Origin of the sequence: Flavobacterium marginilacus, assembly GCF_026870155.1 — a bacterium.
Taxonomy (GTDB): domain Bacteria; phylum Bacteroidota; class Bacteroidia; order Flavobacteriales; family Flavobacteriaceae; genus Flavobacterium; species Flavobacterium marginilacus.
Window position 1 is genome coordinate 4,781,817 of record NZ_CP113975.1, and the last position, 12,243, is coordinate 4,794,059.

Genomic DNA, 12,243 nt, shown 5'->3' on the forward strand with positions numbered 1-12,243 from the left:
CCTTTTTTTTAAAACCATAAACATCAAAACTAAAAAAAGCATCGAAAAACAATACCTTTGCAAAAAAAAGAACTTGATTACAGCCAGCGACATATTTACCATTTCGAGTCAGAAGCAATTTGAAAAAACAGCTTTAAAAGTATTCCGCCATCAATATGAAAACAATTTGGTTTATAAGGAATTCTGCGATTTACTAAAAAAAAAACCACAGAAAGTAAAGTCACTGCATCAGATTCCGTTTTTACCTATTCAGTTTTTCAAAAGCCATGATGTTGTCTCAAACAGCGAGCCTATCCAGACCACTTTCACCAGCAGCGGGACAACTGGAGCTATAACCAGCAGGCATTTAGTTACCGATATTTCTGTATACGAAGAAAGCTACCGCAAAGGTTTTTCTCAATTTTACGGAAATATAGAAGATTATGTAATTCTGGCACTGCTTCCTTCCTATCTGGAAAGAGAAGGTTCATCATTAATACACATGGTCGAAGATTTAATACAGCTTACTAATAACAGTGATAGTGGTTTTTACCTCAACAATCATGACGAACTAATCCAAAAACTCATTGAACTGGACGAAGCTGGACAGAATGTTATTCTAATTGGAGTTACCTATGCCTTATTAGATTTAATCGAAAAAAGAACATTCCAGCTGCAGCACACCATTATTATGGAAACTGGCGGGATGAAAGGGAAACGTAAAGAAATGATTCGCGAAGAATTACACGAAGAACTTTGCAGCGGATTTGGCGTTACAGCCATCCACTCGGAATATGGTATGACTGAACTACTTTCGCAGGCTTATTCTTTAGGAAATGGCATATTTGAATGCCCTTCGTGGATGCAAATTCACATTCGAGATACCGAAGATGCTTTGACATATATAAGTGACGGTAAAACGGGCGGAATAAACGTAATCGACCTAGCGAATATCAATTCCTGTTCGTTTATAGCCACGCAGGATTTGGGCAAAAAATATCCCAATACCACTTTCGAAGTATTGGGACGTTTTGATAACTCGGATATCCGAGGTTGTAATTTGATGGTGGTTTAATCGTAAATATCTTTCCGATGTCCTAAATCGATAACTTCTATCACAAGAATATTGTCAAATATTTCATAAATCACTCGATAATCACCTACTCTAATCCTGTATCCTTTTCTGCCTTTTAGCTTTCGGTATCCTTGCGGTCTTGGATTTTCTGCTAAAGCATAAATTTCTTTTTTGATTACAGAATAATTTGGCTCATTAATTTTCACTAATATCTTCAAAACTTTACTCCTAAATTCAATAGTGTAAGCCATTATTTTAACGATTTTCGTTTTTCTTCTATAATTTTAAAGGCTTCATCAATAGAAATCCGATAACCATCATCATCTCTCTTGGCCTCATCATACAAACGAACATCTTCTAAATCTTCGAGTTTTTCAATCAATTTATTATATTTTTCTATAGGCATAACGACAGCCGTTCTTTTGCCTTTTTCATCTGTCAAAAATTGAGTTCCCATAGTGCATACATATTTATATAGTAAAGTTAGACAATTATTTCACTCAAATCACCACATGAAAGAAAAAGAACTTTCAAACAAAAAAATCCCAACACCACTTTCGAAGTATTGGGACGTTTTGATAATTCTGATATTCGCGGATGTAATCTGATGATTATTTAAATTGTTTAAAAAGTTTAAGTATATAATAACTTAAATTTTTATTTACGATTAAACTTTTTTAAACTGCCCTAACAATAAAGTAATTCTTTTTGCCGCTTTGCAGCAATACAAATTCATTATTGATTAAATCATTCATTGACAAAACAAAATCTTCTTTTATTTTCTCTCTGTTTACCGAAATAGAATTCGCAGTTAAAGCGCGTCTAGCTTCTCCATTTGATTTAAAGAAACCCGTTTTTTCATTTAAAACCGAAATAATATCCAGACCTGATTCAATATCAGATTTAGTAATTTCTGCTTGAGGAACGCCATCAAAAACTTCTAAAAAAGTAGCCGAATCCAATTGTTTCAAATCTTCTGCATTTGAGTTTCCAAATAATATATTCGATGCTTGAATCGCTTTTTCTAATTCTTCTTTTGAATGCACAAAAACAGTCAATTCCTCCGCTAATTTCTTTTGTAAAACTCTTAAATGCGGCGCAGTTTTATGCTCTTCAATTAAAGTTTCAATTGTGTCTTTATCTAAAAAAGTAAAGATTTTTATATATTTTTCAGCATCAACATCAGTAGTATTCAGCCAAAACTGGTAAAACTTATAAACCGAAGTTTTATCTGCAGTCAGCCATACGTTTCCGCCTTCAGACTTTCCGAATTTAGAACCATCGGCTTTAGTAATCAGCGGGCAGGTCATTGCAAAAGCTTTGGCTTCTTCACCTACATTCATTCTGCGCACTAATTCAGTTCCAGTGGTGATATTTCCCCATTGATCTGAACCTCCCATTTGCAGTAAGCAATTGTATTCTTTATGCAGATGATAGAAATCGTACCCTTGAATCAATTGGTAGGTAAACTCCGTAAACGACATTCCCTCGCCTTCACCAGACAAACGCTTCTTCACAGAATCTTTAGCCATCATATAATTCACCGTGATTCTTTTACCCACATCTCGTGCAAAATTGATGAATGACAAACCTTTCATCCAATCGTAGTTATTTACCAAAACCGGCGCATTTGCTGCCGTATCGTTAAAGTCCAAAAATCGAGACAAAACGCCTTTTATTCCTTCAACATTTTTATTTAAAGTAACCTCATCCAATAAATTTCTCTCGTCCGATTTCCCCGAAGGATCTCCAATCATTCCTGTAGCTCCACCCACCAAAGCTATTGGTTTGTGTCCGAAATTTTTAAGGTGAACCAATAAGATAATCGGCACCAGACTCCCAATATGCAGTGAATCTGACGTAGGGTCAAATCCAATATAAGTCGTTGTCATTTCTTTTAAAAGCTGTTCTTCGGTTCCAGGCATGATATCGTGAACCAATCCGCGCCATTGTAATTCGGAAATAATATTTTTCATTTCTATAAAAATCAATTTTGAGCAAAGATAGTGATTCAATTATGAATTATAAATTATGAATTATGAATTGAGTCAACAAAACCATACTCCTCAATTTTAAGGGTTCTAAAACTTTCAACAAAAAACTTAGAAACTTAGAAACTTAGAAACTTTAAACTTATTACATTTGTCAATATGATATTAGTTACAGGGGGAACAGGTTTAGTGGGCGCGCATCTCTTAATTCACTTAACAGAAAAAGGTGAGCAAGTTCGTGCTATTTATAGAAATTTGGATAACATCCAAAAGACAAAATCACTGTTTTCACTGTACAAAAAAGATTCATTTTTCGAGTTAATCGAATGGATTCAAGCTGATATTCTAGACATTCCGTCTTTAGAGAATGCTTTTCAGGGAATTGACAAAGTGTATCACTGCGCGGCTATAATTTCATTTGATCCAAAAGATGAAAACCTTGTCCGAAAAACAAACATTGAAGGCACGGCAAACATTGTTAATTTTTGCCTGAATTATAACATCCAAAAACTCTGCCATGTCAGTTCTATAGCCGCACTTGGTGATTTAGCAGCGCATGAATCTATCATTACAGAAGAAACCGAATGGAATCCCGAAAAACTGCACAGCGATTATGCGATTTCAAAATATGGTTCGGAAATGGAAATCTGGCGCGGTCAGCAGGAAGGACTGAAAGTAGTAATAGTAAACCCAGGCGTAATTATTGGCCCCGGCTTTTGGGATCAGGGAAGCGGAGAAATTTTCAAGAAAGTAAAAAATAAACTGCCTTTCTACACTAAAGGATCTACTGGTTTTGTAGCAGTTACTGATGTTGTAAATATATTGTATGAACTAATGGAAAGCAATATTCATGGTGAACGCTACACACTCATTAGCCAAAACATTTTGTTTCAGGACTTTTTATTCGCTATTGCTGATGCTTTAAAAGTAAGAAGACCTAAATATCATGCCACCCCTTTTATCATAAACAGTTTATCGAATTTGGAATGGATAGCTTCAAACCTTTTTGGAAAAAGAAGACAGCTTAGCAAAGCCACTGCAAGATCTTCTTATTCAACTGATTTATATTCTAATGAAAAAACAAAAAACGCCTTGAATTTTACATTCACAGACGTTTATGATTATATAAAGGAAATTGTTATTTTGTAGTTTTATTCGCTTTCTTATGCTTTAGACTCTTTTCTTTTTTTGTTTTATTTAGAGAATCTTTCTTTTTAGTTTTTAATCCCTTCTCTTTTTTAGCCTTTTCAATAGAATCTTTTTCTTTTTTAATTTTTAACTCTTTGTCTTTTTTGACTTTATTAATAGAATCCTGTATTTTTTTTGCTTTTGCTTTTTTAAGTGCTGCTTCCTTTTTTTCAGCTTTTTTATTAATCAGATCCACTGCATCTTTCTCTTTCTTTAATCGGCCGTTTATCTCATCAAACATCTTTTTATATTCTCTATAATCAGAAGCGTAATAAGCATTACTTTTTGCAAACTGAATGCTGTCTACTTTATATTTAGTAAAAATATACGTCTTTGGATTGATTCCGTTTTTATATAGCGTATTAGGATCCTGATATCTCATAGCATCCAAAAGCGAAATATCATAAAAAATAGCGGACATCGTCTTTTTATCAATAAGATTATCCGGCCTTTCAACCAAATCCTTATTGCAGCTAAAAAATGAAACAGCCAGTACAAAAAGAGACAGTATCTTTCTCATATTCTATTTATTATCGGTCAAATAAGATTCTTTGTCCAGCACGTATATCTTTTACTTTAAACCCGGAATACACCAGCTTACCATTAACAAAAGTATGCGTAACTCTAGATTTAAAAGTAAACTTTTCAAAAGGAGACCAGCCGCATTTTGAAAGTATATTTTCTTTTTTCACACTCCAAGGCAGACCTGAATTGATAATTACCAAGTCGGCATAATACCCCTCCTTAATAAACCCTCTTTTTTCAATTTTAAAAATTTTAGCAGGATTATGACACATCTTCTCGACGATTTTCTCAATACTTATCTTTCCTTGATGATATGCTTCAAACATTGCCACAAGAGCGTGCTGCACCAGCGGACCTCCCGAAGGAGCCTGCAGATATTTCTGCTGTTTTTCTTCCAGTGTGTGAGGTGCATGATCAGTAGCAATTACATCAATACGGCCGTCATTCAGCGCTTCCCATAGCACTTTTCGGTCATTAGCAGTTTTTACAGCTGGATTCCATTTTATAAAATTGCCTTTAGTTTCATAATCATCATTGGTAAACCATAAATGATGCACGCAGACTTCGGCAGTAATCTTTTTTTCTTCCAATGGAATTTTATTGGTAAACAGTTCCATTTCCTTTGCTGTAGAAAGATGAAAAACATGCAGTCTTGCTCCTGTTTTTTTAGCCAGAGCAATCGCTTTTGATGAAGACAGATAACAAGCCTCTTCACTGCGGATAAGATGATGATCCGTTACAGGAACGTCTTCGCCATATTCTTCTTTATATTTTTCTAAATTATCTTTGATAGTCTGCTCATCTTCACAATGAACCGCAATGAGCATAGAAGTACATGAAAATATCTTCTCCAGTACTGCTTCATTATCTACCAGCATATTTCCAGTAGAAGAGCCGAGGAATATTTTGATCCCAGCAACATTTTTAGGATTGGTTTTTAATACTTCTTCCAGATTATCATTGGTAGCACCCATCATAAAAGAATAATTGGCAAAAGACTTCTCAGAAGCGATTTGATATTTTTCTTCTAAAATTTGCTGGGTAACAGCATTAGGAACAGTGTTAGGCTGTTCTATAAAAGAGGTAATTCCTCCTGCAACTGCAGCTCTGGACTCGGATTCTATATCTCCTTTATGAGTAAGTCCAGGTTCTCTAAAATGCACCTGATCATCTATAACTCCAGGGATAAGATAATTTCCTTCGGCATCAATAATCATACAGTCAGATGATTTCAGGCTGATATTATCCGAAATCTCAACTATAAGATCATTGTCTATAAGAACATCTCCTTCAAAAATAACTCCTTCATTTACTATTTTAGCATTTTTAATTAAATATCTATTCATAGCATATTCTTTTACAAACTGTTAAATATTTTTTTTAAACGCAACAAAATAACACCAAATACAGCTTCAATTATTATCGAATTACTCATCTTAGATTGTCCCTTAGTCCTATCGGTAAAAATAATCGGCACTTCGGCGATGGATAATTTTTTACAATAAGTACGGTATTTCATTTCAATCTGAAAAGCATAACCAACAAACCTGATTTTATCCAGATTGATTGATTCGAGCACTATCCTTTTATAACATACAAAGCCAGCGGTTGCATCATGTATTTTCATTCCGGTAATTATACGTACATATACTGAGGCAAAATAAGACATCAAAACACGGCTTAAAGGCCAATTGACAACATTAACTCCTGTTACATATCGTGAACCTATCGCCAGATCAGCATCTCCAAAATGGCAGGCATCGTATAATTTCTCTAAATCATTAGGGTTGTGAGAAAAATCAGCGTCCATTTCAAAAATGAAATCATAATTATTTTTTAGTGCCCATTTAAAACCGTGAACATAAGCTGTTCCTAAGCCTGATTTTTTGGTTCTTTCTTCTAAAAATAACCTGCCTCCATACTCATCCTGAAGCGTGGCTACTTTATCTGCAGTATGATCCGGAGAGTTGTCATCAATAACCAAGACATGGAAAGATTTGCGTTGAGAGAGCACAGCTCTGATAATGCTTTCGATGTTTTCAATTTCGTTATAGGTAGGAATTATAACAAGGCAGCTGTTCATATTTCGCGTAATTTCGATGCAAAAGTAACCTTTTTATGCCATTTGATTATTATAAAATTATAATAAATAATGTTATAAAAATCACTAATTTTGCTCTAATTATGACTGAACACCTACTTCATCCGAGAATAACTGATACCAGCGATTGGGTAACTATAATTTTCATTATGGCTTTTGGGATTATTGCGCTGACCAAATCTATTTATGAAAACCGTTTTGAAGATTTTTCTAAATTAATTTTCTCCGATAAATATAACAGAATATACAGAGACAGCAGCCACCTTATAGATATGTTCTCCATTACCCTGTTTTTTGTTCAGGTGATCTCTTTTTCATTTTTCATCCAAATTTTGCTCAGCCAATTTGGCTACGGAACAAAAACTGACTGGGTACTATTTATTCAGATTTTCACTTTTGTGCTTTATTTTATTTTGGCTAAATTTTTAATCGAAAAAATTATCGCAACTGCATTTAAAATAGAAGAAATTTCGGAACAATTTAATTTACAAAAGATTAGCTACAGAACATATGCTGGTTTATTATTACTCCCAATTGACATTGTTTTATACTATTATAACGCAGCTTTAAAGGACTTACCCCTGCTCATTCTATATGGCATAATCGTTTTGAATGTTTTTCTTTATCTGTTCTCAATAAAAAATTACAGAAAAGAAATTTTCAGTAAGTTCTTTTATTTTATTTTATATCTTTGCACTCTCGAAATAGCACCCTATTATTTTATGTATTATTGGTTTACAAAAGATAGCGTTTAGAAATTATTTAAATATGAAAGTGAAAACAATTTTGGTATCACAACCAGAACCTAAAGTGGAAAATTCTCCATACTTTGAGCTGCAGCAAAAGCATAAAGTAAAAATTGATTTCAGACCTTTTATTCATGTAGAAGGAGTAAGCGCAAAAGAAATTAGACTTCAAAAAATTGATCTAAACAATTATTCTGCTATTATATTGACAAGTAAAAATGCTGTCGATCATTTTTTCAGAGTGGCAGAAGAAATGCGTTATAAGATCCCTGAAGGACTAAAATACTTTTGTCAATCTGAAGCGATTGCATTTTACCTGCAAAAATATGTAGTGTACAGAAAACGTAAAATCTACGTTGGACCAAAAGATTTTGCTGATTTATCACCTTTGATAAAAAAATACAAAGACGAGAAATTCCTGCTTCCTGCTTCGGATCAACTAAACGCAGACATTCCAGTTACATTAAATGCTTTAAAAGTAGATTGGACTCCTGCTACTTTTTACAAAACTGTCATGAGTGACTTATCTGATTTGGCAGATGTTTATTATGACGTTTTAGCTTTCTTCAGCCCAACCGGAATCAAATCTTTATACAAAAACTTTCCAGATTTTGAACAAAACAATACTCGAATAGCCGTTTTTGGCAGTACTACTCAAAAAGAAGCTCTTGACCACGGATTACGTGTGGACATAATGGCGCCGACACCAGGAACACCATCAATGACAATGGCTTTGGAAAAATACATAGCAGAAGTTAATAAAGCTAAATAGCTCTATACTAAAACTGCTGATTTTATAAATCCAGATTCCAATTTATGTAAAATTGGAATCTGGATTTTTATTTTTTAAGCACTTTTCGATTATTTTTGATTACAGATTAAACCAAAACTGTTTTTTCTATTCAAATATACTCATGAAGAATGTTGCTATAAAGTTTTAAAACAAAAAACATTCGAAACCTTTTAGACCAATAAACAGATAAATCCAACTTATAAAACTAACCACAAAACTTTATGAAAAAAGCCCGATTAATTACTCTCTTACTTCCTTTATCGCTGTTAATTGTCAACTGTAACTCTGCAAAAAAAGGAAAATCAGATTATGTTGAAGTTAAAAAAATCAGTTACAAAACTGATGTCGAGCCTATAATCGCAAACAGCTGCTCTCCTTGCCACATACCGCCTCAAGGAAGAAAAGAACCGCTGGAAAACTACGAACATGTAAAAACAAATATTGCTTCAATATTAGAACGCGTTCAGCTGCCACAGGACAACCGTAAATTTATGCCTCCGGTAAATAAAAAACCAGCTTTGACCGCTGACCAGCTTTCCATTTTACTAAAATGGCAGCAACAAGGCATGCAGGAATAAATTTATCCCAATAAAAAACCAAATTCCAATTGTATTGAAATTTGGTTTTTTTATTTAGAATTTTATTTTTAACTACCTTCTATTCATATAAATAGAAACATAATACAATAAAGTAGCAATAGAACCTAATGCTGCAACCACATAAGTTCTGGCCGCCCATTTCAGAGAATCCTTAGCCCCTGCATGTTCCTGCTGTGTTAACATTCTTTTATTCTCCAGCCAAGCCAACGCACGATTGCTCGCATCATATTCTACCGGCAGGGTCACGATAGAAAATAAGGTTGTCGCGGCAAAAATCACAATTCCTATCAATAAAAGCGACGGAAATGTTCTAATCATCAGGATTCCTGCCAATAAAATCCACTGCATAAAAGAAGAAGCAACATTAACAATTGGCACCAATTGCGAACGCATCGTCAGCCACTGATAACCCACAGCATGCTGTACCGCGTGACCGCATTCGTGTGCCGCAACTGCAGCCGCTGCCGCATTTCTTTGGTTATAAACCGCTTCACTCAGATTGACTGTTTTATCCGCCGGATTGTAATGGTCTGTCAATTGACCCGGTGTTGAAATTACGCGAACGTCTCGTATACCATGATCGGCGAGCATTTTTTCAGCTATTTCGGCACCTGACATTCCGTTTTGCAAATGCAGTTTTGAATAAAACTCAAACTTATTCTTTAGTGTAGAACTCACTAGCCAGCTTGCCAGCATAATACCGCCCGCAAGTATCAAATAACTCATTCCCATATTTTTGTTTTTTATGTTTTAGTTTCTGAATAAACATCAAATTCTGAACCAAACTTAGAAAATGCCAATTTGACATCCGTTAAAAAATCTTTAAAAATGGTAATTTCAATTTCATTGACAATAAAAAATCCCAAATTCCAATCGTGAAATTGGAATTTGGGATTTGTATTTTCTTTTTAAAATAACTGCTAAAAAGCAAAATCTCTCTCTTTAGCCCCGATTGCAGAGGAAATCCTTGTGGGCTGGGGTTCAGCCCACAAGATTGCAGCGGAAAGCGGGAACAATCTATCCTGAAAATGCCTAATCTTTCTGCTCCTAAATTTTATTACTCCTCATCAGCATTCAGCTGGTTATTTACAGCTTCAAATTTTGCAATTAGATTATTAACTCTTGTCTGTTCTTTTTTGATTTCCTTTGGTCGCAGATAAAACCAGGTAAAACCTATCCATCCCAGCGTTACTGCATAGGTAACAACTGCCCAAAGGATTGTCATTCTCGATGCGTATTCATACATATATAAACTCAATCCTAACCCAAGCAGTATAAAATAAAGACTCATCATCGTAGACTGCAGAAAATGCTGTTTTGTTTTAATTGAAATTAATTTCTGCAGGTATTCACTATTACTCTGAGTATCATCGATTGTTTTGAAAAAGACAGCAAGTTTATTGTACACAAATAAATAAATTACCATCGCCAAAATGACTAAAACAATTCCGATTTTAGTCGAAATAAACTCAGGCTGAAATCGATACCAGATGAAAAGAATAAATACACTTGTTGCGATAAGAAGCACATTTGTTATAATTAATTTTCGCATGCTTACTCCCTTGAAATGTTTGAGTTTAGTAAACAGATCCTGAATATCGGGCGGAGTTACCGCCTGCTGTTTCCATAAGTTTTTGAAATCTATATTATTTTCCATTTTCTTTAAATTTTTGAGTCAGTTTTTCTTTTATTCTGTGGATTTTCACTCTGACATTTGCTTCCGAAAGCCCTAGAATTTTGGCAATTTCTGCCTGTTTTACTTCTTCCAGTTCCAGTGAAATGATGATACGTTCCGTTTCGGGCAATTCGGCTATGCATTTGTACAAAAACTGAATCTGAGGTTCCAATGAATGCTGTTTTTCTTCACTTAGATAAATGGGAAGTTCCGATTTTGGAAAGCGTTTTTCCTTTTCAATCTGCCTCAGACAATTATTGGAAGCAATCCTGAAAATCCAGGTTCCAATGCCCGATTCGTTTCTAAAAGTATCCAGCTTTTGCCAGACAATAATGAAGGTTTCCTGAGTTAAATCGGTTGCAGTATCATAATCATTTACAAATCCCATGCAGAGCCTGAATATTCTGTCCCAATATGTTTTATAGATATTTTCGAATTCCATTCTTACAATTTTATAAAGTTTTTCAGCTGTGCCATATACCATTCTTTATCGTCATACATAATAAAGTGCAATCCCTTGGTTGAATACTGAAAAATAGCCGTTTTTAAGTTTTTATACTGCGTTTCGATAGGCTCTTTGTAATTCGAAAAACCAAATTCCAGCAATATTAATGAAGGACATCTTATTGATGCGATTTTGTCTCTCAAATCAGTATTGGAAAAATCGCAGTACATTTCGCCAAACGTTTTTCTGTCGGATTTCATGCTCCAGCTGATTGCTTCTTCCTGTTTTGAGGCATCGGCCAAAAGCATAGCGATATTTCTTTTCTGCATCTGAAGAAATTCATCCTCAGACATTGCGTTTATTGGATTTACTATTGATGAACAGTCGTTGTTTTCTTTCGATTTAAAAGACGGATCTCTCAAAGCTGTTAAACAAGGAAGCGCATCAACAACCACAATTTTAGACATTAATTCAGGATAATCGGAAGCGATGGCCAAGGCAAGTCCTCCGCCCATGCTGTGCCCTACTATGATTGGTTTTTCGATTTTATTAGCTCTAATATAGTTCACAATTTCGGTTTCCCAATTTTTGAACGAAACATTTGGCTGTGATTTGACTCCGGCAAAACCAGCCATTGTAAAAGTATAACACGTAAAATCTTTTTCAAAATTGGCTTTTGTTTCATTCCAGACATCTCCAGAACTAGCAAATCCCGGCAGGAAAATAATAGATTGTTTTCCTTTTCCTGATTTTACAACCTCAAAAGGATAAGTTTTTGTTTGTGCAAACACATTTACACATAATGCCGAAAACAATAAAGCGATAACTAAGAATATATATTTTTTCATTTTTAATAGTTTTTAAATTGTTAATTAATCGGATCCTGCGTTTGGATACGAGAACTATTAAAATGTTACAAAAATTTTAAAAAAAAAATTCAATAGCAATATCAAAATTCAATAGCAATGACAATAAAAAAACATCACTTTGACGATTTGGATTGCGGAGATTCTTCCTTCGTCAGAATGACAAACTTTGAGTAAAACTCCACTGTTTAAAAACAAAACAACCGCAATCTTGTCATTCTTACGAAGGAAGAACCCCCACAAAGTATGACCATTTGCAA

The 12,243-nt window shown here is 34.4% G+C and carries 15 protein-coding genes; 5 read left to right on the forward strand and 10 right to left on the reverse strand.

Annotation, left to right across the window (positions count from 1 at the left end):
• Positions 1-73 precede the first annotated feature (73 nt).
• A complete protein-coding gene (locus tag OZP07_RS19950) occupies positions 74-1,054 on the forward strand; it encodes a LuxE/PaaK family acyltransferase (protein ID WP_281636474.1) in 981 nt (326 codons plus the stop codon).
• Here OZP07_RS19950 and OZP07_RS19955 read toward each other — a convergent pair.
• From OZP07_RS19955 to tyrS, 3 genes are all read right to left on the reverse strand, one after another.
• On the reverse strand, positions 1,051-1,305 hold the full coding sequence (locus OZP07_RS19955) for a type II toxin-antitoxin system RelE family toxin (protein ID WP_281636475.1): 255 nt from the start codon (positions 1,303-1,305) through the stop codon (positions 1,051-1,053). The genes OZP07_RS19950 and OZP07_RS19955 overlap by 4 nt on opposite strands.
• Positions 1,305-1,511, reverse strand: coding sequence for a hypothetical protein (locus OZP07_RS19960; protein ID WP_281636476.1), 207 nt, complete (start codon positions 1,509-1,511; stop codon positions 1,305-1,307). The genes OZP07_RS19955 and OZP07_RS19960 overlap by 1 nt, the downstream gene beginning before the upstream one ends.
• 220 nt (positions 1,512-1,731) lie before the next feature.
• Positions 1,732-3,030 (reverse strand): tyrosine--tRNA ligase, encoded by a 1,299-nt coding sequence (gene tyrS / locus OZP07_RS19965; RefSeq protein WP_281636477.1) that lies wholly within the window; start codon positions 3,028-3,030, stop codon positions 1,732-1,734.
• 174 nt (positions 3,031-3,204) lie between these two features.
• Here tyrS and OZP07_RS19970 point away from each other — a divergent pair, with 174 nt between their 5' ends.
• Complete coding sequence (locus tag OZP07_RS19970; RefSeq protein ID WP_281636478.1) at positions 3,205-4,194, forward strand: NAD-dependent epimerase/dehydratase family protein; 990 nt, start codon at positions 3,205-3,207, stop codon at positions 4,192-4,194.
• Here OZP07_RS19970 and OZP07_RS19975 read toward each other — a convergent pair.
• Genes OZP07_RS19975 through OZP07_RS19985 form a run of 3 tightly spaced genes read right to left on the reverse strand, consistent with a single transcriptional unit; the run spans position 4,184 to position 6,841 of the window.
• On the reverse strand, positions 4,184-4,753 hold the full coding sequence (locus tag OZP07_RS19975; RefSeq protein WP_281636479.1) for a DUF4296 domain-containing protein: 570 nt from the start codon (positions 4,751-4,753) through the stop codon (positions 4,184-4,186). The two genes, OZP07_RS19970 and OZP07_RS19975, sit on opposite strands and share 11 nt — an antisense overlap.
• A 10-nt stretch (positions 4,754-4,763) precedes the next feature.
• Positions 4,764-6,104 (reverse strand): dihydroorotase, encoded by a 1,341-nt coding sequence (locus OZP07_RS19980; protein ID WP_281636480.1) that lies wholly within the window; start codon positions 6,102-6,104, stop codon positions 4,764-4,766.
• An 11-nt stretch (positions 6,105-6,115) separates the two neighbouring features.
• Positions 6,116-6,841 carry a polyprenol monophosphomannose synthase gene (locus tag OZP07_RS19985; RefSeq protein ID WP_194641516.1) on the reverse strand — a complete coding sequence of 242 codons (726 nt, stop codon included), beginning with the start codon at positions 6,839-6,841 and terminating at the stop codon, positions 6,116-6,118.
• Positions 6,842-6,942: 101 nt separating this feature from the next.
• Between OZP07_RS19985 and OZP07_RS19990 the strand changes: the two genes are divergently transcribed.
• From OZP07_RS19990 to OZP07_RS20000, 3 genes are all read left to right on the forward strand, one after another.
• Positions 6,943-7,614: a DUF4271 domain-containing protein gene (locus tag OZP07_RS19990; protein WP_281636481.1), complete on the forward strand. Its 672-nt coding sequence runs from the start codon at positions 6,943-6,945 to the stop codon at positions 7,612-7,614.
• A 13-nt stretch (positions 7,615-7,627) separates the two neighbouring features.
• Entirely contained in the window at positions 7,628-8,377 is a 750-nt protein-coding gene (locus tag OZP07_RS19995) for a uroporphyrinogen-III synthase (protein WP_281636482.1), read from the forward strand.
• Between the two features lie 242 nt (positions 8,378-8,619).
• Complete coding sequence (locus tag OZP07_RS20000) at positions 8,620-8,976, forward strand: hypothetical protein (RefSeq protein WP_281636483.1); 357 nt, start codon at positions 8,620-8,622, stop codon at positions 8,974-8,976.
• Positions 8,977-9,048: 72 nt separating this feature from the next.
• Here the strand turns inward: OZP07_RS20000 and OZP07_RS20005 are convergent, their stop codons facing one another.
• The 4 genes from OZP07_RS20005 to OZP07_RS20020 form a co-directional block, all read right to left on the reverse strand.
• Positions 9,049-9,729, reverse strand: a complete 681-nt coding sequence (locus OZP07_RS20005; protein WP_281636484.1) for a zinc metallopeptidase — start codon at positions 9,727-9,729, stop codon at positions 9,049-9,051.
• 325 nt (positions 9,730-10,054) lie between these two features.
• A complete protein-coding gene (locus tag OZP07_RS20010; protein WP_194641511.1) occupies positions 10,055-10,654 on the reverse strand; it encodes a hypothetical protein in 600 nt (199 codons plus the stop codon).
• Positions 10,644-11,114, reverse strand: a complete 471-nt coding sequence (locus tag OZP07_RS20015) for an RNA polymerase sigma factor (RefSeq protein WP_194641510.1) — start codon at positions 11,112-11,114, stop codon at positions 10,644-10,646. Before OZP07_RS20015 ends, OZP07_RS20010 begins: the two co-directional genes overlap by 11 nt.
• 2 nt (positions 11,115-11,116) lie before the next feature.
• A complete protein-coding gene (locus tag OZP07_RS20020) occupies positions 11,117-11,965 on the reverse strand; it encodes an alpha/beta fold hydrolase (RefSeq protein WP_281636485.1) in 849 nt (282 codons plus the stop codon).
• Between the last annotated feature and the right edge of the window lie 278 nt (positions 11,966-12,243).